General features: G+C 41.9%; 18 protein-coding genes. 15 read left to right on the forward strand and 3 right to left on the reverse strand.

The genetic code is table 11. The features are described 5' to 3' along the window. Nucleotides 1-37 precede the first annotated feature (37 nt). Both pheA and NSS77_RS12810 read left to right on the forward strand, forming a co-directional pair. Nucleotides 38-910 carry a prephenate dehydratase gene (gene pheA, locus NSS77_RS12805; protein WP_342469086.1) on the forward strand — a complete coding sequence of 291 codons (873 nt, stop codon included), beginning with the start codon at nucleotides 38-40 and terminating at the stop codon, nucleotides 908-910. Nucleotides 911-913: 3 nt separating this feature from the next. Next, nucleotides 914-1,306, forward strand: coding sequence for a DCC1-like thiol-disulfide oxidoreductase family protein (locus NSS77_RS12810; RefSeq protein WP_342469087.1), 393 nt, complete (start codon nucleotides 914-916; stop codon nucleotides 1,304-1,306). Nucleotides 1,307-1,449: 143 nt separating this feature from the next. Here NSS77_RS12810 and NSS77_RS12815 read toward each other — a convergent pair whose 3' ends face one another. Beyond that, a complete protein-coding gene (locus NSS77_RS12815; RefSeq protein WP_342469088.1) occupies nucleotides 1,450-1,980 on the reverse strand; it encodes a transcription repressor NadR in 531 nt (176 codons plus the stop codon). Nucleotides 1,981-2,123: 143 nt separating this feature from the next. Between NSS77_RS12815 and safA the strand changes: the two genes are divergently transcribed. From safA to NSS77_RS12855, 8 genes are all read left to right on the forward strand, one after another. Further along, on the forward strand, nucleotides 2,124-3,350 hold the full coding sequence (gene safA, locus NSS77_RS12820; protein ID WP_342469089.1) for a SafA/ExsA family spore coat assembly protein: 1,227 nt from the start codon (nucleotides 2,124-2,126) through the stop codon (nucleotides 3,348-3,350). Nucleotides 3,351-3,398: 48 nt separating this feature from the next. Continuing rightward, complete coding sequence (locus NSS77_RS12825; protein ID WP_342469090.1) at nucleotides 3,399-4,211, forward strand: phosphotransferase; 813 nt, start codon at nucleotides 3,399-3,401, stop codon at nucleotides 4,209-4,211. A gap of 124 nt (nucleotides 4,212-4,335) precedes the next feature. Then, a complete protein-coding gene (gene ruvA, locus NSS77_RS12830) occupies nucleotides 4,336-4,956 on the forward strand; it encodes a Holliday junction branch migration protein RuvA (protein ID WP_342469091.1) in 621 nt (206 codons plus the stop codon). 15 nt (nucleotides 4,957-4,971) lie between these two features. Next, the gene (gene ruvB, locus NSS77_RS12835; protein WP_342469092.1) at nucleotides 4,972-5,973 is read left to right on the forward strand and encodes a Holliday junction branch migration DNA helicase RuvB; all 1,002 of its coding nucleotides are present in this window, start codon (nucleotides 4,972-4,974) and stop codon (nucleotides 5,971-5,973) included. Between the two features lie 14 nt (nucleotides 5,974-5,987). Then, nucleotides 5,988-7,025, forward strand: a complete 1,038-nt coding sequence (gene queA, locus NSS77_RS12840; RefSeq protein ID WP_342469093.1) for a tRNA preQ1(34) S-adenosylmethionine ribosyltransferase-isomerase QueA — start codon at nucleotides 5,988-5,990, stop codon at nucleotides 7,023-7,025. Between the two features lie 53 nt (nucleotides 7,026-7,078). Continuing rightward, nucleotides 7,079-8,224 (forward strand): tRNA guanosine(34) transglycosylase Tgt, encoded by a 1,146-nt coding sequence (tgt, locus tag NSS77_RS12845; protein ID WP_342469094.1) that lies wholly within the window; start codon nucleotides 7,079-7,081, stop codon nucleotides 8,222-8,224. Between the two features lie 122 nt (nucleotides 8,225-8,346). Then, nucleotides 8,347-8,607 carry a preprotein translocase subunit YajC gene (gene yajC, locus NSS77_RS12850; protein WP_342469095.1) on the forward strand — a complete coding sequence of 87 codons (261 nt, stop codon included), beginning with the start codon at nucleotides 8,347-8,349 and terminating at the stop codon, nucleotides 8,605-8,607. Nucleotides 8,608-8,727: 120 nt separating this feature from the next. Beyond that, nucleotides 8,728-9,378 carry a DUF421 domain-containing protein gene (locus NSS77_RS12855; protein ID WP_342469096.1) on the forward strand — a complete coding sequence of 217 codons (651 nt, stop codon included), beginning with the start codon at nucleotides 8,728-8,730 and terminating at the stop codon, nucleotides 9,376-9,378. Here NSS77_RS12855 and NSS77_RS12860 read toward each other — a convergent pair. Continuing rightward, nucleotides 9,349-10,866, reverse strand: coding sequence for an oligosaccharide flippase family protein (locus tag NSS77_RS12860; protein WP_342469097.1), 1,518 nt, complete (start codon nucleotides 10,864-10,866; stop codon nucleotides 9,349-9,351). The genes NSS77_RS12855 and NSS77_RS12860 overlap by 30 nt on opposite strands. Nucleotides 10,867-10,963: 97 nt before the next feature. Here NSS77_RS12860 and NSS77_RS12865 point away from each other — a divergent pair, with 97 nt between their 5' ends. Both NSS77_RS12865 and secDF read left to right on the forward strand, forming a co-directional pair. Further along, complete coding sequence (locus NSS77_RS12865) at nucleotides 10,964-11,293, forward strand: post-transcriptional regulator (protein ID WP_342469098.1); 330 nt, start codon at nucleotides 10,964-10,966, stop codon at nucleotides 11,291-11,293. A 241-nt stretch (nucleotides 11,294-11,534) separates the two neighbouring features. Further along, nucleotides 11,535-13,802: a protein translocase subunit SecDF gene (secDF, locus tag NSS77_RS12870; RefSeq protein ID WP_342469099.1), complete on the forward strand. Its 2,268-nt coding sequence runs from the start codon at nucleotides 11,535-11,537 to the stop codon at nucleotides 13,800-13,802. 28 nt (nucleotides 13,803-13,830) lie between these two features. Here secDF and NSS77_RS12875 read toward each other — a convergent pair whose 3' ends face one another. Next, the gene (locus NSS77_RS12875; RefSeq protein ID WP_342469100.1) at nucleotides 13,831-15,483 is read right to left on the reverse strand and encodes an IS1182 family transposase; all 1,653 of its coding nucleotides are present in this window, start codon (nucleotides 15,481-15,483) and stop codon (nucleotides 13,831-13,833) included. 235 nt (nucleotides 15,484-15,718) lie between these two features. Here NSS77_RS12875 and recJ point away from each other — a divergent pair, with 235 nt between their 5' ends. From recJ to NSS77_RS12890, 3 genes are all read left to right on the forward strand, one after another. Beyond that, nucleotides 15,719-18,040 (forward strand): single-stranded-DNA-specific exonuclease RecJ, encoded by a 2,322-nt coding sequence (recJ, locus tag NSS77_RS12880; RefSeq protein ID WP_342469101.1) that lies wholly within the window; start codon nucleotides 15,719-15,721, stop codon nucleotides 18,038-18,040. Between the two features lie 13 nt (nucleotides 18,041-18,053). Next, nucleotides 18,054-18,566, forward strand: coding sequence for an adenine phosphoribosyltransferase (locus NSS77_RS12885; protein WP_342469102.1), 513 nt, complete (start codon nucleotides 18,054-18,056; stop codon nucleotides 18,564-18,566). A 221-nt stretch (nucleotides 18,567-18,787) separates the two neighbouring features. Next, nucleotides 18,788-20,983: a bifunctional (p)ppGpp synthetase/guanosine-3',5'-bis(diphosphate) 3'-pyrophosphohydrolase gene (locus NSS77_RS12890; protein ID WP_342469103.1), complete on the forward strand. Its 2,196-nt coding sequence runs from the start codon at nucleotides 18,788-18,790 to the stop codon at nucleotides 20,981-20,983. The last annotated feature ends 6 nt before the right edge of the window (nucleotides 20,984-20,989 follow it).

Genomic DNA, 20,989 nt, shown 5'->3' on the forward strand with positions numbered 1-20,989 from the left:
TAAATGGTGTCATGAATGGTTGATAGGAGGCTTAATGGTGACGAACAATGAATGGAAGTACCGGGTTGCCTATTTAGGGCCGGAAGCTTCTTTTACGTATCTGGCAACAAGGGATGTATTCCCAAATGAATGGATCATTGCTTATAGAACAATTCCGGAATGCATTGACGCTGTAACGAATGATATGGTGGATTATGCCGTTGTGCCCTTGGAAAACGCTTTGGAAGGCACGGTGCCACTGACGATCGATTACTTATTCCATGAAGCCAATTTATATATTATTGGGGAAATCAAACTAAAAATCCAGCAGCATTTAATGGTGAATAAAGCGCAAAAAGATAATTGGGAAAAAATTGAAGGGATCTATTCCCATCCCCATGCATTGGCTCAATGCCATAAATATTTATTTTATCGCTTTAGCCATGTGCCGTTGCACCAAACGACCTCCACGGCGGAAGCGGCAAAGATGGTGGCGGAAAACCCTGATAAATGCATTGCGGCCATTGGGAATGCCTCTTCTGCGGAAAAGTACGGTTTGGAAATCGTTGAGGAAAATATCCATGATTTCCATTTCAACCATACCCGCTTTGTGATTTTATCCAAGCACAATACCCGCTTGCCGATCGAAAATTCGGATGGCCAGCCGAAAACGATGCTGATGCTGACGCTGCCTCATGATGATTCGGGAGCCTTGCATCAAGTGCTTTCCGTTTTTGCCTGGAGAAAATTGAACTTGAGCAAAATTGAATCCCGTCCGTTGAAAACGGGTTTGGGCAACTATTTCTTTATCATTGATGTGCTCGCGGATGAAAATGAACCGATGATGAAATGGGCTTTGGAGGAATTGCAATCGCTCGGATGCACCGTCAAATCACTCGGAACTTATTATACATATAATGCATCGGAGTGATGAATGCTGAAAAAGATTGTGCTGTTTGATGGGGAATGCGGTTTTTGCCACCGTGGCGTGCAATTTATCATCAAAAGAGATCCCCGGAAAATTTTTCAATTTGCTTCCCTGGAAAGCGAAATCGGCAAACATTTATGCGCCCATTATCAAGTTCCTTCCGGTTTGGAAAGTTTGATCCTTATTGAAAATGGAAGGTATTATGCAAAATCCGCCGCAGTGCTGCGCATTTGCAGAAAGTTGAGCGGTCCATGGAAGGTTTTTTATTTATTTTGGATACTCCCGCCTTTTCTCCGGGATGTTCTGTATGATATGGTGGCAAAAAACCGCCATCTCTTTGGAAAAAAAGATGCATGCCCACTGCCCGGGAAAGAAGATTTGGAACGGTTTCTTTCATAAGAAGGGCTGTTTGGAAAGCAAAAGATTCCAAACAGCCCGATTTTTCCAATCATTTCCCAATTATTATAAGTTCATTACCCTTCATCAAAAAAGAGCCAATGAAGATTGTGACGCCTTCTCGATCTTCATTGGCTCTTATTTGATTATTCCTCCACCAAATATCCCTTTTCCCGAAGTCTTCTTTCAGCTTCTTCGATTTGTTCGATCGTTGGAGCGGAAATGACATGCAGATGCGTGCCGTTAGTTAAGACGGAAAGGTAAGTTGCCTTCGTTTCTTCCACTTTATTCAGAAAATTTTCCACGTCTATCCGGGATGACAACATCATCGAAGCGGTAATTTCCCCGTATACCGGATGTTCGACAATGACGTTCTTGATCGTCACCCCGCAATCAACGATCGTCATCATTTCATCCTCCGCCTCTTCCGCTGTATGTATACATACTATTTTCTTTTCAATGAGCGAATCGGTATCTTCCTGACTCAAATATAAATACCCTTGACTGGTTGAAATGATTGGCAAATTGCGGGCCTTCAACAAATTCATATCGTTCACAATCACTTGCCGGCTGACGTTTGCATATTTTGCTAATTGAGTTCCGGTAATCGGTTTTTTTGCATCCTTTAACAAATTCAATAATTCATTTCTTCGTTCTTCCCCAAGCATTTTTTTCATAGAGCAACACCTTCTAATCAACAAATTATGTGTATACGGATAAGCCTTCAAAACATAGTTTAACACGAGGTGGATGTAAGCGCATATTTTTGTGACCTTTTTGTTTAACCGACATATTATAAAACGAGAGAAGGAGGATGTTTGTGCGAACACACATTGTACAAAAAGGAGATACACTTTGGAAAATTGCCAAGCAATATGGAATCGATTTTGAGGAGTTAAAAAGACTAAATTCCCATTTAGCAAATCCGGATTACATTGTGCCTGGTATGGAAATTATTTTACCAGATGACCATTCCATTCGGAAACCGTCGCAAGTCCAAAAAGAGTTGCCTGAAAAAGCAAAAACGGTTGAAGCGCCGAAAAAGGAAAAGAAAGCGGAGACTCCGCCAAAGGCAAAAGAAATTGTATTACCGGAGAAAAAACAGCCGGTGGAAAAGGAAATGAAATTGCCGGAAATTCCACCGACACCGCCAGTGCCACAAATTGTGCCAATTCCTCAACAAGTGCATCCACATGAAAAGACGGAATTCCATTTGGATTTTTCTCCGCATTTAAACATACAGCGCCACATGGCACAGCCGCAATTCATGCCAATTCCGCAACCGGTGATGCCGCAGCCGATTTTTATAGAAATCCCTCAACAAGCACCACAAGCAGAGAAAAAGGAAGAAGAGAAGGAAAAAGTGATTGAAAAAGAAGTGGAATATATACCGGTGCCTCAGACACATGTTGAATATGTTCCTGTGCCGCAACCAATCTATATCCCTTGCATTCCACAGCAAGTTCATCCTTGCCATTGCAAACCGCGAAGAGTGGAACACTGCGGTTGCAGGGAACCTGAACATGTTCACCACCATGCTCAACCATATTTCGCGGGCCCACACATGTTGCCGCCTTGCCCGGACTATTCGCAAATGCAGTATCAGATGATGCCGCAAGGATTTGGAATGCCATATGGAGTTCTGCCGACACAGGAGTTGGACTACGAACACCAGCAATATGCCGGAGCGTTGCCGCAAATGGATGCAACTATTGAAGAAGTGCAAGATGATGCAGATTGGCTGTACGACTCCGCTTCGGAAGGGGAAGAAACAAAAGAGCAGGTGACAATCAGTGAAGATTATAGCCAATCCCAGGAACAATATCAGGATTATAAAGGTTTTGAACAAGCAACATTGCCTTCATATGATTATGCTCAATTTCCACAAGGCTTTTTCCCAATGGAACAAGGATATTATCCACCAGCCAATCAATACATGCCGCAACCAATGTATCCGCATTTCGAACAGGGGACGCATCCATATTTTCAGCAATATCCAGCGGGTATGAATCCTTGTGCACCACAATTTAAACCGTGGTCATATTAAATGCAAATCAAAAATAATATTCGGAAGCAACATAAAGGGAATGAAACATTGTTCATAAAAAAGTACGATCAAATTCACGTATTTGAAAAAGTGGCACTTATTCACGAAGAATTGGAAAAAATTCAGTTTCCCCACATCATTCCTTTAAAAAAATCAAATGAACCTTATTCACTTGTTCAAGGTTGGCAAAAGAACAGTTACAGCGCGGATTTTGCCAAAGCGAAACATCGCAGGAAAGCGGTGAAAATTCTAAAAGAGCTCCATGAAACGAATCATCTGATCGAGTGGAGTCGTTATTCCGTCATTCCAAAACTCAATCTAATACAAAAGTGGAATGCAAGGTTGGAACGTTTCTTACTGCAAGAAAATGAGCTGGTAAAATATTTGCGCCACCACTTTTATGATATTGTCCTTTACGCAAACAAAGCGTTGAAAAAGATTCGTCAAAAACCGGGACCAACTCCGAACCGATTGAGCCTGCTCCATGGGGATGTGGTTCATCATAATTTCTTAATCACAAAGAATGGAATGAAATTGATCGATTTCGATTTGGCGGTCGTTGGCGATGCGGCGGAGGAAATGATTTTGTGGATGCACCGGGCACTTCCAAATATGGATTATGACATTGAAACATTATTACAAGAAAATAAATATTTAAGAGAGATTTGCCTCCCAAAATTACACTACTTGCAATACCCAAACGAACTATTGAGAGAATGGCAATATGTTTTGTATCTGGGGGATCATGAAAAAGATGCTTTTTTAGAATATATAATGCCGTTTACGGAAAACGCGTTAAGACATTGGCCTGAATTCATCGCAACAACGGAAAAAATTCAGGAAATGTTTGAAGTGGGATAAACTACGAGATTATGATAATATAGAATGGAAATAGAAAATAGGTGACCGTCATCATAAGACGGTCTTTCTTTTGTTTTCTATAAAGTGTTTATTGAATAAACACGGGTGATTGTGAGGAATGAACATGTATGATTATATCATCGGACAGGTGACGCGAATCACCCCGGAATACATCGTGTTGGAGCAAAGCGGGATTGGCTATGCAGTGATGACGCCAAATCCATATGCCTTTAGAGTAAATAATGAAAATCAAAAAATCTTTATACATATGCATATCCGTGAAGATGCGCATCAGTTGTTCGGTTTTAAAACATTGGAACAGCGGGAACTTTTCCGGAAGCTGATTCAAGTGTCCGGCATTGGTCCGAAAAGCGCTTTGTCCATCTTGGCGAGCGGCAATCCATCGCAAGTTGTTGCCGCGATTGAAATGGAAGATGAGGCATTTTTAGTGAAGTTTCCTGGCGTTGGCAAGAAAACCGCAAGACAAATGATTCTTGATTTAAAAGGAAAACTTGGTTCACTTCTTGAACATGTGGAACTTCCAAGCGCCCAGGATGAACTGCCGTTATTCGGGGGCAATTCCCATCAACAAGAGTTGGATGAGGCCGTGTTGGCCCTTAAGGCATTGGGTTATTCTGAAAAAGAATTGGCAAAAATCCTGCCGGAATTAAAAGCCAAAGAAGATTTGGAAACAACCGAACACTATATGAAATATGCATTAAAACTGTTGTTAAACACGAAGTAACAAGGAGGGCGGCAAGTGGATCGGATTGTATCTAGCGAAGCAAATGAATCGGAACAACAATACGAGCTTTCCCTCAGACCCCAATGGTTGTCCCAATATATCGGGCAGCAACAAGTGAAAGAGAATTTAAAGATTTTTATTGAAGCGGCAAAAATGAGGAAAGAGTCCTTGGACCATGTGCTGCTGTATGGCCCCCCAGGACTCGGGAAAACCACATTGGCCAATATCATTGCCAATGAATTGGGGGTCAATATACGGCTTACGAGCGGTCCTGCCATTGAACGGCCGGGTGACTTGGCGGCCATTGTCAATTCATTGGAACCGGGGGATGTTCTTTTTATTGATGAAATACACCGGCTTTCCCGGGCAATAGAAGAAGTGCTTTATCCCGCGATGGAAGATTTTTGTCTTGATATCGTCGTCGGAAAGGGACCTGAAGCGCGATCCATCCGATTGGACTTGCCGCCTTTCACATTGGTGGGGGCGACAACAAGGGTCGGCTCATTGTCAGCACCTTTAAGGGATCGTTTCGGCGTATTATTGAGACTGGATTTTTATGATGAAGAATCTTTGATTGAAATTGTCAAAAGAAGTAGTAAACTGTTTGAAGTGGATATTGATGACAAAGCGGCAGAGGAGATTGCGAGACGCTCCCGCGGGACTCCCCGGATTGCCAATCGCTTGCTGAAACGGGTGCGGGATTATGCGCAAGTGATCGGGAACGGATGGATTACCCTTGACATTGCCAAACAGGCTTTGGAACTGCTTCAAGTGGACCGTTTTGGATTGGATCAGATTGACCATAAATTGCTGCAAAGCATGATTGTCCAATTCAACGGGGGACCGGTCGGACTCGATACGTTGGCTGCTTCGATCGGCGAAGAACGCATCACCATTGAAGATGTGTACGAACCTTACTTGATGCAAATCGGATTTATTCAACGGACGCCACGTGGCCGGGTTGCGACAAAACTAGCTTTTGAACATCTTGGTTATACTTATCATGAAACTAAGTAAAAGGAAGTTTAAGTATGAAAATAGAAGAATTTGATTTTGATTTACCTGAAGAATTGATTGCCCAAACACCGCTCGAGGATCGCGCCGCAAGCAGACTTCTTGTGGTGACACCTTTTACAAAGGAGATTGAACATCATCAATTTTCGCATATTATAAATGAGCTGAATCCCGGTGATTGTCTTGTGTTGAATGATACCCGCGTGATGCCTGCACGGCTTTTTGGCGTGAAGGAAGAAACAGGGGCGCACGTGGAAGTATTGTTATTAAAACAATTGGAAGATGACAAGTGGGAGACATTGGTCAAACCGGCCAAAAGGGTAAAAATCGGCACAACCATCACCTTTGGGGATGGACGGATGAAAGCGACCTGCACGGACATCCTCGAACACGGCGGACGGGTTTTCGAGTTCCATTATGACGGCATTTTTTATGAAGTGCTGGACAAGCTCGGAGAAATGCCGCTGCCACCATATATTCATGAAAAGTTGGAAGATAAAGAACGCTACCAGACGGTTTATGCAAAAGAAGTCGGTTCGGCTGCGGCGCCCACTGCGGGACTTCATTTCACGGAAGAACTGCTGGAACAGATCCGGAATAAAGGGGTGGAAATTGTCTTCATCACCCTTCATGTTGGATTGGGCACTTTCCGTCCGGTGACAAGCGATACAATCGAGGAACACAAGATGCATTCAGAATTTTACAGCATCAGTGAAAGCGCCGCTGAAACGATCAACCGCGTGAAGGCGAACGGCGGAAAAGTGATTGCTGTCGGCACCACATCCACAAGAACCCTTGAAACCGTCGCTTCCAAATATGATGGGAAAATCAAGGCGGAACAAGGTTGGACGGATATTTTTATTTATCCGGGCTATGAATTTAAATGCATTGACGGACTTGTTACAAACTTCCATCTGCCTAAATCCACCCTTGTCATGCTTGTCAGCGCATTGGCCGGAAAAGAAACGATTTTCCATGCATACAGTGAAGCGATCAAAGAGCGGTACCGTTTCTTCAGTTTCGGGGATGCGATGTACATCAGACCGAAACAATAGAACTCAATCAATCGAAGTACTGTTTATACTTTAGATGAAGAGAGGAATTATTGATGACTCAACCAGCAATTCGTTATGAACATATAAAAACATGTAAACAATCAGGCGCGAGGTTAGGGATCGTCCATACGTCGCACGGTTCTTTTGAAACACCAGCCTTCATGCCTGTGGGAACGCAGGCGACGGTAAAAACGATGTCGCCTGAAGAGCTGAAAGAAATCGGGGCAGGCATCATCTTGTCAAACACATACCATTTATGGCTCAGACCGGGAAATGATATCGTGAAAGAGGCGGGCGGCCTCCACAAATTTATGAATTGGGACCGTCCGATTTTGACCGATTCCGGCGGATTTCAAGTATTTTCCTTGAGCGATCTTCGGAAAATTGAAGAAGAAGGGGTTTATTTCCGCAACCATCTGAACGGGGACAAACTGTTTTTGAGCCCTGAAAAATCCATTCAAATTCAAAATGATTTGGGGTCAGACATTATCATGGCCTTTGATGAGTGTCCCCCATATCCAGCATCCTACGACTATATGCTGCAAAGCGTCGACCGGACAACGCGCTGGGCAAAGCGATGCAAAGAAGCCCATCAACGTCCGGAAGAGCAAGGTTTGTTCGGCATCGTCCAAGGCGGCGAATTTGAAGATTTAAGAAAGCGTTCCGCGGAAGCCCTTGTGGAACTGGATTTGCCAGGGTATGCGGTCGGCGGTTTATCGGTAGGGGAACCAAAAGATGTCATGTACCGCGTTCTTGAATTTACAACCCCATTACTGCCGGAGAATAAGCCCCGCTATTTAATGGGAGTCGGTTCACCGGATGCTTTGATTGAAGGGGCGATCCGGGGCATTGACATGTTTGACTGTGTGTTGCCTACAAGAATTGCCCGTAACGGCACGCTCATGACATCACAAGGCCGCCTTGTGATCAAAAACGCCCAATATGCACGGGATTTTGGCCCACTCGATCCAAACTGCGATTGTTATGCATGCAAAAACTATTCCCGTGCTTACGTGCGCCATTTGCTCCGGACAGGCGAAATCTTTGGATTGAGACTGACAACGTACCACAATCTTTACTTCTTGTTAAGATTGATGGAAAAAGTGAGACAGGCTATCAGGGAAGACCGGTTGCTTGACTTCCGTGATGAATTTTTCGAACAATATGGCTTCAATAAGCCGAATGCAAAGAATTTTTGATGCATAAAAAATGAAAGATTGAAAAAAACGAGTTTTTTTAAATAAATTAGAAAATAAAATCGATTTTTACCAATGTTTTATACTATACTTATGAAGTGAGAATCAGAAAGGGGAGTCAACAAGTGGAAACATTATATAATTTACTACTGATCATCATTATGTTTGTGGCGATGTGGTTCATTTTGATTCGTCCAGCCCAAAAGCGCCAAAAAGCTACGCAAGAAATGCAAAATAATTTAAAACGCGGAGATAAAGTGGTGACAATCGGGGGGCTTCACGGAGAAGTCGAGTCTTTGGAAGATTCAGTGGTTTATCTTCTTGTAGATGGGAAAACCCGCTTAAAATTTGAACGTCAAGCAATTGGACGAGTAATCAACGATTAATCAAGTGGAATAGAAAAAATGAAGAAAAAGGTTTACCTGTTTCCTATAAAGGTAAACCTTTTTTATTTTGCATAGTTGATGGGCACTTCGCAAACAATAGAAAAGAAAGGGTGTGGGTGTATGGAAATATATTTGCAGATCCTTTTCCGAACCGTTTTTTTATATATTCTTGTTTTAATCGTCTTTCGCCTGATGGGAAAACGGGAAGTCGGCGAATTGAGCATCATGGATTTGGTCGTTTTTGTGCTGATTGCAGAATGTGTGGCTTTCTCTATAGATGAGTTGGAAAAGCCCATATTTGAGAATGTTTTTCCAATTTTGATTTTATTAGGCATTCAATATTTAAATTCAATGCTTGCATTAAAAAGTAAAAAACTGCGCGATTTAATCGATGGAGATCCATCGATTATTGTGGAAGACGGCGTCATCAATCAAGAGGAAATGAAAAAGCAGCGCTACAATTTGGATGACTTGTTCCAGCAAATGCGTGAACAGCGCATTTCATCCGTTCAACAAATCAAATATGCATTTCTGGAACCGTCCGGTAAACTATCAATCTTTTTAAGAGACGATGAACCGGTAGTTTTCCCATTGATCGTGGACGGCTATATTGTGGACCGGCATTTGCAATTTATTGAAAAAGACAGGGAATGGCTGTTGGAAACCTTAAAAAAGAAAGGGTATGACAATCCCGAGGAAATTTTTTACTGTTGTTATGAAAATTATGATTTGCATATTCAATTAAAATCTGCGACCAAAAACGGATCGTAAATATCGAAAATCGCTCCATTTAAATTGATTTGTCAGAAGCAGAAGGAACGTCAACAACAGGATTGTCAATGCACTGTCTTTCCAAAAGCCAAATGAGATTTTACTGAGCAAATAATTTTGGATGAAACAAGTAATGATAAAAATCACGTAAGGAATGGCAAAAAACCGGAACCCGGAACTGATCATTTTATGCCCTCTGAGTGTTGCCATATGTAAAAACGATGTCACCAATACTCCGAATCCGATGGCGATAATCGCTCCGTATTCTTGAATAAATGGTTGGGAAGCCAGTACAAACATGACAAATAATTTTCCGATCCCTCCGTAAATGGAGTTCATCATCGCCGGTCTGGCTTCATCAATTGCCTGCAAAATGGAATGGAGAGGGCTTTGTATATAGTAGAAATAGAAAATCGGCGCCAGGATCTTCATAAAACCGCGGTTTTCCTCCAAGTGAAAGAGGCGCATTGCGAGTTCATCGCCATGGAGGAAAAAATAAGTGGCCGCATATGCACCGATAATGGATGAAAGGCGCAAACTTACTCCGATGCGATCGTTCAATAACCTGTGATTGTTTCTTGCCACCGCATCACTTACCGCAGGAATCAGCACAATGGCCAATGCATTCGGAATGAAAGAAGGGAATAACAATAAAGGTACATGTACGCCGGAAATGATTCCGTACAGGGTTGTTGCACCTGCCGCAGTCAGTCCGGCCAATGTCAAGGCTTTCAAAAAGACGATTGGTTCCAAAAACCAGGTGAACGTTCCAAACAATCTGCTCCCGGCACTGGGAATGGCGATTCGCAGTAAAGGCATTGCAGGATAAGGTTTGGTGGAAGATGGTTTTTTCAGTTTCCCTTTTTTTGTTACATAGTGGATGTATAAATAGATGAATGAGATCAATTCGCCAATGGCGGTAATTGCCATTGCATAGGCTGCAGTCAATTCAGGGTTGTCCGGCACGACAAAAAAAGGCAATGCCAAGGTAATCAATACGATGCGCACCAATTGTTCGATCATTTGGGACCAGGCAGTTGCCGAAATGATGGCGATGCCTTGCAAGAATCCCCGGATCAGACCTGAAAAAACGATGATCGGAACAGCACCTAAAGCTATATACAGGGTAATTTTTGTTCCTTCATTATGTAAAAGGGTTTCTGCTAAAAATGGGATGAAAATGATTAAAACGGGCGTAAATAAAATGATGGATAAAACGGACCAAACTGAAGCGGTTTTCATGACCGAATGAAGTTGTCCCATTTGACGTTTCGCATACAGTTCCGCAATCACTTTTGCCACCGCGATCGGAATGCCAAGCTGCAAAACGGAAACGAAAAAGATATACGCGGGATAGGCCGTCATATAAACTCCGACAGCTTCTTCCCCTGCCACTCTCATAAATTGCATTCTATATATGAATCCGAAAAGTTTTGATAAGAAAATGACAACGGTGAGAAAAATTGTCCCTCTAACAAAAGATGCCATTCCTACAGTCCCTTCTCAAGTAATGTTTTTTTCGTTACAATATTTGTATGCTTTCAAATATTCAGTTAAAACAGAACGGTGGAGTGATGAAATAACGATGGTCGAACATGAGCGCTTATTTAAGCAGGTCTTGCCGGTGTTGAACAGTAAATTGGAAGAAATAAAGTTAAATGGTTATGAAGGTATTGCAATCGAAGATCTTTGGAATTTTTGCCTCCAAAAGAAATGGCGGAAGAAAAACTTGGCTGAAATCCGGATTCATGAGGTGGTTTCGACGATTTTTTCTTTAAGGGCTTCAGAAATTGTCAGTCATTTGCAAATACAGCAGTTTCAATCGACGAACTGGTTTTCCGAATTGAATCAGGATGAATTGAAAGAACTGTTAAATCCTGCAAAACATAACAATTCTGACACAGAAAACAACTAGAATCAGTTTGACAGCTTGACTTTCGTGTTCCATAATTAGTTTGTTACATAGGAAATGGAAAGGTATATTTTTACAATTATTTCGAACGATGATTTTTCATTTCAAGTCTATTCCGCAGGGTCCGGGAATATCACGAAAAATTTTTCAGCGTCCCTTGTTCGAAAGATTATTGTAAAGATATGCTTTCATGTGTTTATGTATGTACAAGCATTTGTACATATTGCATCGAGGAGGATTTTAGATGAATTCAAAAAGCCGTATCATAGCCTTTATTGTGGCTGTTGTCGTCCTATTTGGAGCGATGGGTTATACAGTAAAAGGCGTTTTGGAAGATGTAAAACTAGGGCTTGACTTGCAAGGCGGATTCGAAGTTTTATATGAAGTACAACCTTTGAAAGATGGGCAAAAAATTACCCATGATATCGTTGCGGATACGACGACCGCCTTATCAAAGCGGATTGACGCTTTCGGTGTAAGTGAGCCAAGCATACAGGTTGAAGGGGAAAACCGCATCCGCGTTCAGCTTGCAGGAATTGACGATCAATCGTCTGCACGGGAAATGTTATCAAGTACGGCGAATTTAACATTCCGTGACGTCAACGATAATTTATTATTGGACGGTTCGGATTTGAAAGAGGGCGGTGCGGCGGCTTCGTTCGACAATCAAAACCGGCCGATTGTAACATTAACTTTGAAAGACGCGCAAAAATTTGCTGAAATCACTTCGAAAATTTCCAAAATGCCGCAAGGGGAAAATCTGCTCGTAATTTGGATGGACTTTGAAGAAGGAAAAGATTCTTTCAAAAAAGAAGCGGCAAAACCTGATCCAAAATACATTTCGGCAGCATCGGTAAATCAAACATTAAATACAACGGACGTCATGATTTCCGGTAATTTTACCGTTGAGGAAACAAAAAACTTGGCAAGTATCTTAAATGCAGGGGCGCTACCGGTAAAATTGACGGAAATTTATGCGACATCCGTGGGCGCTCAGTTTGGTGAACAAGCATTACAAAGCACAGTATTCGCCAGCATCGTCGGCGTAGCATTAATCTTCATCTTCATGTTGCTTTACTACCGTTTGCCTGGATTCATTTCCATCATCACGTTAACGGTATTCTCATACTTGGTGCTCCTCATCCAAAATTGGATTGGTGCCGTGTTGACGTTGCCGGGGATTGCCGCGCTCGTGCTCGGTATCGGGATGGCCGTGGATGCGAACATTTTGACGGCCGAGCGGATTCGGGAGGAACTCCGGGTCGGAAAATCCGCAGAAGAAGCATTTAAAATCGGATCCAAAGTATCCTTGAGCGCGATTATTGATGCGCAGCTCACAACTTTGCTTGCTGCGGTTGTATTATTCTACTTCGGTACAAGTTCTGTTAAAGGATTTGCAACAACGTTAATCATTTCCATCTTATTGAGTTTCTTAACTTCTGTCTGGTTGTCCCGTGTGCTGCTAGGATTGCTTGTGAAAAGCGGCAAATTCGAAAATCCATTCTTCTATGGCGTTCGCAAATCAAAAATTCACGATCCTTCAGAAGGCGTGGAAACATTAGATTTGTCCACGAATTTTGACCGTTTCGACTTTGTTCATAACCGCAAAAAATTCTATGCCATTTCGTTGGTCATCATCATTCTTGGGGCTATCATGATTGGCATTTTCCGGTTGAACTTGGGCATCGATTTCTCCAGCGGTACGCGTGTGGAAATTTTGACAAATGAACCGACAACTCAGGAAAAAATGGCCGATTATTTGGATAAAATCGGATTTGCTCCGGATGAATTGGTCATCAGCGGAGAAAACAGCGATACCGCTGTTGCAACGTATAAAAAAGACTTCACACAACAAGAAACATTGGATTTGAAAAAGGCGATCATGGATGACTATGGCCATGAACCAAATGTCAGCACCGTTTCCCCAACGGTTGGCCGGGAATTGGTGAAAAATGCGATTAAAGCATTAGCCATCGCTGCCATAGGAATTATCATTTATGTGGCTGTACGCTTCGAATGGAGAATGGGGATTGGTGCGATTGCTTCATTGCTCCATGACGTATTCTTCATGGTTGCGATTTTTAGTGTGTTCCGTATAGAAGTTGACATTACGTTTATCGCCGCGATCTTGACGATTGTCGGTTATTCCATCAATGATACGATTGTTACCTTCGACCGTATCCGTGAAAATGTCGACCATAAAGGTGAAATCAAAACAAAAGAAGCGCTTGCGGACATTGTTAATAAATCTCTCCGCCAAACAATGGGACGTTCCGTGAACACGGTGTTGACGGTCATTGTCGTTGTCGTTGCACTCTTGATCTTCGGGGCGCCGGCTATCCGAAACTTCTCGATTGCCTTGCTGATCGGTTTGGTAACGGGTATGTATTCATCCATTTGTATCGCGGCACAGATTTGGTATACGCTTAAATCAAGAGAAATGGACAAGAAAGGTACAACGTTGAAGAAAAAAGAGAAAAAACAATGGGGTTCAGACGAGCCGGTTGTTTAATGACCGTTTGAATGGGGCTGGGACAAAACTAGCTTCTAGATAGGAAAAAGGAGAATTTGAGTTGGCTCAAATTCTCCTTTTTCCATTTATCCCCATTATTTTTGGTTAGTTGATCTTTGTTGGCCGTGTATTTTCGTAAATTCACGGCCATTAAGGCAATGCCCATTTCATTTTCCACTTTCGATTTTCCTCGAACGGAAAATCGAGTGAAACGCAAATTAGCCTTCAAGAATCCAAAAACTGGTTCTACGTCTATTTTACGTTGACGGAAAATAGAACCAGCTTTTTCTTCTGAAAGCTTCGCTCTTACATATTCTTTTTGTTGTTCCCATTTTTCATTCACCATGACCTTTCGGTGATTGCCTTCCTTTGCTTTTGTGCATGATGAACGAAATGGACATCCTGAACAGTTTTCACATTCATAGATTTTCAATTCTCGTTTGAAACCAGTCTTATCTGTACGTACAGAACGATAACGGAAGGTTACTCGCTGCTGATTTGGACAAATGTAGGTATCACTTTCTTCGTCGTACATCCAATTGTCTGGATGAAATGGATTTTGTTTATATTTCTTCTTTTGTTCTTTCTCATACATGGTATATGGAATAAGTGCCTCACATTTTCGATTCGAAAGGATGTCCTCATAGTTCTGTTCACTACCATAACCAGCATCTGCGACAATATATTTTGGCAATGGAAAATAATGCTTCTCAATCTCATTCAAGAACGGAATCAATGTACGTGTATCAGTAGGATTTGGAAAGATGCTATAAGCTAGTGCGTATTGACCTTCTGTTGCGATTTGTACATTGTATCCAGCTTTCAATTGACCGTTTTTCATATAGTCGTCTTTCATTCGCATGAACGTCGCATCTTGATCTGTTTTGGAATAACTGTTCCGTTCCCCCAAGATGTCCAAGTCTTTTTGGTATTTTTGTTTTCGTAGAATGAAGTCTATTAATTGTTTGTACGCTTGTTTTGGATATTTTCGTTCGCTTCTTAATGCTTTTCGTTCTGTGGCATCGGGCGATGTTTCTATCTTTTGGTCATATTCCTTAATGACTTCATCGACTTGTTGCACCATTTGAGCGAGTTCTTCTACGGACAGTTCTCCCTCATTTTCCCGCTCCATTTCAGGGATGATTTCTTTTTCTAATAGTTCGTTGTATAACTGATTGGACTTTTCAATTAAGTTTTGGTTGTATTTTTCAATGGATTTCTTCCATACGAAAGTAAATTTATTGGCATTCGCTTCAATCTTCGTACCATCGATAAAAATGGCTTCTTGATCGATTAACTTTTCTTCCACCAGTTGGCAACGGAATTGGACAAAACATTGACGAATTAATTCTTTTACTTCCGGATGCACACGAAAACGATTGATCGTCCGATAACTTGGTTCATATCCTTGTGCCAACCACATCATTCGTATACTGTCCTTTAATAGCGCTTCAATTTTTCGACCTGAAAAGACAGACTGCGAATAGGCACACAAAATAATTTTTAGCATCATGCGTGGATGATAAGCAGGACAACCTGTATTTCGAAGAAACGGCTGGAAGGCTTCATTTGGAATACTTTCAACTAAATGGTGAATATGGAAGGCAATATCATTTTCTTGTAATTTTATTTCTAAATCTAGAGGTAAAACTAATTGATTCATGTTATAATATTTAAACATAAGGACCCTTCTTTCTGTTAGTTTTGGTGGTAACTTAATTTTAACAGAAGAGGTCCTTATTTTTTATTGAAAAAATGAAGAACAGCTCATGAAATTTCATTCCAAAATTTCATGAGCTGTTTCCATTTTAGAGGGGGTTTTGTCCCAGCCTCTTTTTGTCTGCCGGCTTCTATAAAATTCATATCCAATTCTATTGAAATTTCGGTATAATGAACTTCGTGAGGAAGTGAGGAAAATGATAGAGTCTACGAAAACGTGGAAGATTCAGAGACCCGATGAAATGTTTGTTCAACAACTTCAAAAGGAATTGGACATTTCCAGTTTAGCTGCAAAAATATTGGCTTCAAGAGTCCAAACGATTGATGAAGCGAAGGATATTTTCTATACAGATGACGATCATTTACATAACCCTTATTTGTTATCGGGAATGAAAGAAGCGGTGGAACGCATTGAGCTCGCCCTGGAACGGGGAGAAAAAATATTGATCTACGGAGATTATGATGCAGACGGTATTACAAGTACAACGGTCATGCTCAATGTGCTGCTTGATTTGGGAGCGGATGTTGACTACGAAATCCCAAACCGCTTTGTCCATGGCTACGGCCCGCATGAAGAATTGTTCAGAAAGGCCCATGAAAATGGAATTCAATTGATTATTACCGTCGATAATGGGATTAGCGGGATTGAACCGATTCGGCTGGCGAAAGAGCTTGGCATGGATGTCATTGTAACGGACCATCATGAACCGGGGGATGAGCTTCCACCTGCAGACGTTATCGTTCATCCGAGAATTCCGGAAGGGCATTATCCTTTTGGCGAATTGGCGGGGGTAGGAGTGGCATTTAAACTGGCCCACGCTTTATATGGAGAAGTGCCTGAACATTTATTCGAGTATGTGGCAATCGGTACCATTGCGGATTTGGTGCCATTGAGAGGGGAAAATCGGTACCTTGCAAAAAAGGGGATTGAATATATCCGGCATTCAAACCGGCCATGGGTTCAGGCATTATGTGAGGTCTCAGGTGTGAAACAGCATGAAATCGATGAAGAGGTCATCGGATTTTATTTTGGCCCCCGTTTAAATGCGATTGGCCGTTTGGATGATGCAAAACCCGGCGTGGAATTTTTAATGAGCGAGGATATGCAAAGCGCTGCGGCTGGTGCAAAATTATTAAATCAAAAAAATAATGAACGGAAAGACTTTGTCAATGAGATAACCAAAGAAGCCATTGAGATCATTGAAAACAATCCTGAAATAGGAAACTCCTTGGTGCTGGTCGTTGCAAAGGAAGGGTGGCATGCGGGCGTCATTGGGATTGTTGCTTCCCGTTTGGTGGAGAAATATTACAAACCAACGATTGTCTTATCCATCGATCCGGAGACCGGCCTTGCGAAAGGCTCCGCAAGAAGCATCGACGGATTCCATCTTTACAATGAACTTGCGAAAAACCGGGATATTCTCCCTCATTTTGGGGGCCACCCGATGGCTGCCGGGATGACATTATCCGTTGACAATATCGATGAATTGCGGAATCGTCTCCATCAGCAAGCATCGGAATGTTTGACCGAAGAATTGTTGACGCCAAAGTTGTCGATAGATGTGCTGGTCGATTTAAGTGAGGCTACGGTGGAAGCCATTGAAGAAGTGCAGGCATTGAAACCCTTTGGCGTTGGGTTTGAAAAGCCGATATTTGCGATTCAGCAAGTCTCTGTCCGATCGATGCGAAAAATCGGGGCGAACGAAGATCATATTAAAATGGAACTGGAAAATGCCCATGGAATCATTGATGCGGTCGGATTCAACAAAGGCCATTTGTATAATGAAATCACTTATGGCGTTAAATTGTCCGTTGCCGGAGATTTGCAAATCAACGAATGGCAAGGCCGGAAAAAGGCGCAATTTTTCATTTCGGATGTCCAAACTTCCGAGTGGCAATTATTCGATTATCGGGGAAAAGCAAATGTGAATCAATTGTTGAAAACGATCCCCATGGAATCTGCCTTTGTGGCTTTTCGGGAGGAAACGGTCCAGTACTTCCGCGGAATGCTGCCATCCGTACAGTTCATCGGGGATGGGATCTCTGATTCCGTTTCGCCGTATCTGGTGTTACTGGACTTGCCAAAACAGCTTCATGAAATGGAAATGCTGATTGAAAACGTCAAACCAAAGCGGATTTATGCAGTTTTTTATACACCAAATTCTCTGTTCTTTAACGGGATGCCGACACGCAAACATTTTGCGCATTATTACACGTTGCTAAAGAGCCGTCCATTTGTTGACTTGAACGAGCATATCCCCCATTTATCTAGACATCTGGGATTGAATGGGGAAAACATTAAATTTATGACAAAGGTGTTTTTTGAACTCGGTTTTGTTACAATAGAAAATGGTTTGATTACAGTGAATCAATTTGCCGAAAAACGCTCCCTTGCAGAAGCGGCCACATATCAATTGCGCAAACAGCAAATCGAATTGGAACAACAGTTTTTGTATTCCACTTATTCTGAGTTGAAGCAATGGTTTAATGAACGAATCAAGGATTTTTCATATTCCTAAGGAGGAAATTTGAATGGATTTAAAAGAATATATTGCGATTGTGGAAGACTTTCCAAAAGAAGGGATCAGCTTTAAAGATATTACACCATTGATGGATAATGGGGCGGCATTCAAATATGCGGTTGACAAAATTGTTGAATTTGCAAAAGAGGTCGAAGCGGAAATCATCGTTGGACCGGAAGCGCGGGGATTCATTATCGGCTGCCCAGTGGCATACGCTTTGAACATCGGTTTTGCGCCGGTTCGTAAACCAGGAAAATTGCCAAGGGAAGTCGTGAGTGTGGAATATGATTTGGAATATGGGACGAATGTTCTTGCCATGCACAAAGATGCCGTTTCACCCGGCCAAAAAGTGTTAATCATTGATGATTTGCTTGCAACTGGCGGCACGGTGGATGCAACGATCCAAATCGTTGAAAAACTTGGAGGCAAAGTGGTTGGTTGTGCATTTCTCATTGAGCTGACAGAATTAAATGGCCGCGAAAGAATTGGAAATTATCCTATCAAAACATTGATCCAATATTGATTTCCATTGAAGAATTCGCACGAAATAAAAGCGGTGCGAATTCTTTTACTATATAATTTAAAGAAATCCATTACAGCAGAAAAATTTTGACAAATTCCGACAGTATTCTAAAATGTTGATTGAAAGCAATATTCGAAGACTTGACTTTACATTTTATATATTTTTTTTATAAAATTAATCTTATACTATTAAACAGAAAATTTTTTGAAGGTGGACAAATCATGGCGAAGGAGCAAATTTTGACGCCCGAAGATGTATTCGCAAAAGTAAAAACTTATATGAATGATGAGCACGTCGAATTTGTGAAAAAAGCTTATGAGGTGGCAAAAGAAGCGCATAAGGAACAAACTCGTAAATCGGGAGAACCATATATCATTCATCCAATTCAAGTGGCGGGAATTTTGGCGGATCTCCAAATGGATCCGGAAACGGTGGCTGCAGGCTTCCTTCATGATGTGGTGGAAGATACTTCGGTTACCCGGGAAGATTTGGTGGCCGAGTTTGGGGAAGAAGTGGCCATGCTCGTCGATGGTGTCACAAAATTAGGAAAAATTAAATATTTATCAAAAGAAGAGCAGCAAGCAGAAAATCATCGAAAAATGTTTGTTGCAATGGCACAGGATATTCGTGTCATTTTGATTAAATTAGCTGACCGCCTTCACAATATGCGTACGTTAAAGCATTTATCCGCAGAAAAGCAGCGTCGGATTTCCCAAGAAACGTTGGAAATTTTCGCTCCTCTTGCCCATCGCCTCGGAATTTCGAAGGTGAAATGGGAGTTGGAAGATACGGCTCTCCGCTATTTAAATCCTCAGCAATATTATCGAATCGTCAGCTTAATGAAAAGAAAACGTACGGAACGGGAAGCGTATTTGGAAAATGTCATGGCAGAAATCCGCTCCCAATTAAAAGAAGTCAATATTGAAGCAGAAATATACGGCCGTCCGAAACATATTTATAGTATTTATCGGAAAATGGTTCTGCAAAATAAAGAGTTCAATGAAATTTATGATTTATTGGCTGTCCGTATCATTGTTGATAGCATCAAAGATTGCTATGCGGTTTTAGGGATTGTTCATACCCTTTGGAAGCCGATGCCTGGCCGTTTCAAAGATTATATCGCCATGCCGAAACAGAACTTGTATCAATCCCTTCATACGACGGTCATTGGTCCATATGGGGATCCGTTGGAAGTGCAAATCCGCACGAAAGAAATGCACAAAATCGCGGAATACGGGATTGCTGCGCACTGGGCATATAAAGAAGGGAAAACGGTCAATCCAAATAAGGAAAGCATCGACCAAAAACTCACTTGGTTCCGTGAAATTTTGGAGTTCCAAATCGAATCTTCCAATGCGGAAGAGTTTATGGAAGCGCTCAAATTGGATTTATTTTCCGATATGGTTTATGTGTTTACGCCAAAAGGGGATGTCATTGAATTGCCTGCAGGCAGCGTTCCAATCGATTTTGCGTATCGTGTGCATACGGAGGTTGGAAACCGTACCATCGGCGCCAAAGTGAATGGTAAAATGGTGCCTCTTGATACGCCGCTGAAAACGGGCGATATTGTTGAAATATTGACATCCAAACAATCCTTTGGCCCAAGCAGGGACTGGTTGAAAATTGCGCAAAGTTCCCAGGCGCGAAACAAAATCAAACAATTCTTCAAAAAGCACTTGCGCGAAGAAAATGTGCTAAAAGGAAAAGAATTGATTGAAAAAGAAATAAAAGCCCAAGAATTTGATGTAAAAGAAGTTCTATCCGAAGAGAATTTGCAACGGGTTTTAAATAAATTGAATTTTGCCAATGAAGAAGATTTATATGCTGCGGTCGGCGTCGGGGGAATCACTCCTCAGCAGGTGGTGAACCGCCTTGCCGAGAAAAAACGCAGAGAGCGTGAAAAGGAAGAAGCTCTTGAAAAACTTCAAAAAGAGATGCAAAGCCAGAAACAGAAGAAAAGCAGCGGGGAAATGGGCGTTGTTGTCAAAGGGATCGACAATTTATTGGTCCGATTATCCCGATGCTGTACGCCGGTCCCTGGAGACGAAATCGTCGGATTCATTACAAAAGGCAGGGGGGTCTCCGTTCACCGCAAAGATTGTCCGAACGTGCAATCCGGCTGTGAAGACCGTTTGATTGAAGTGGAATGGGAACATAGCGACACATCCATGAAAAAAGAATATCCTGTCGATATTGAAATTTCCGCATTTGACCGGCCTGGAATTTTAAATGACGTCATGCATGCCGTGACAGAAACGAAAGTGAATATTTTGGCGGTTTCCGGTCGCGCGGCCCATGATAAGATTGCAACGCTTCATTTGACTTTGGCAATTTCGAACATTTCCGTATTGCATAAAGTGGTTGAAAAAATAAAACAAATGCCGGATATTTATTCTGTGCAACGGGTGATAAATTAGTCGTTT

The organism is Ureibacillus sp. FSL K6-3587, from assembly GCF_038593165.1.
GTDB classification, from domain to species: Bacteria; Bacillota; Bacilli; order Bacillales_A; family Planococcaceae; genus Ureibacillus; species Ureibacillus suwonensis.

Coding starts and splice junctions, on each gene's coding strand:
- NSS77_RS12865 (WP_342469098.1), top strand. CDS start 10,964: ATGGTCGAACATGAGCGCTTATTTAAGCAGGTCTTGCCGGTGTTGAAC.
- NSS77_RS12810 (WP_342469087.1), top strand. CDS start 914: ATGCTGAAAAAGATTGTGCTGTTTGATGGGGAATGCGGTTTTTGCCAC.
- recJ (WP_342469101.1), top strand. CDS start 15,719: ATGATAGAGTCTACGAAAACGTGGAAGATTCAGAGACCCGATGAAATG.
- ruvA (WP_342469091.1), top strand. CDS start 4,336: ATGTATGATTATATCATCGGACAGGTGACGCGAATCACCCCGGAATAC.
- NSS77_RS12875 (WP_342469100.1), bottom strand. CDS start 15,483: ATGTTTAAATATTATAACATGAATCAATTAGTTTTACCTCTAGATTTA.
- tgt (WP_342469094.1), top strand. CDS start 7,079: ATGACTCAACCAGCAATTCGTTATGAACATATAAAAACATGTAAACAA.
- secDF (WP_342469099.1), top strand. CDS start 11,535: ATGAATTCAAAAAGCCGTATCATAGCCTTTATTGTGGCTGTTGTCGTC.
- NSS77_RS12815 (WP_342469088.1), bottom strand. CDS start 1,980: ATGAAAAAAATGCTTGGGGAAGAACGAAGAAATGAATTATTGAATTTG.
- NSS77_RS12890 (WP_342469103.1), top strand. CDS start 18,788: ATGGCGAAGGAGCAAATTTTGACGCCCGAAGATGTATTCGCAAAAGTA.
- NSS77_RS12885 (WP_342469102.1), top strand. CDS start 18,054: ATGGATTTAAAAGAATATATTGCGATTGTGGAAGACTTTCCAAAAGAA.
- queA (WP_342469093.1), top strand. CDS start 5,988: ATGAAAATAGAAGAATTTGATTTTGATTTACCTGAAGAATTGATTGCC.
- NSS77_RS12860 (WP_342469097.1), bottom strand. CDS start 10,866: ATGGCATCTTTTGTTAGAGGGACAATTTTTCTCACCGTTGTCATTTTC.
- NSS77_RS12855 (WP_342469096.1), top strand. CDS start 8,728: ATGGAAATATATTTGCAGATCCTTTTCCGAACCGTTTTTTTATATATT.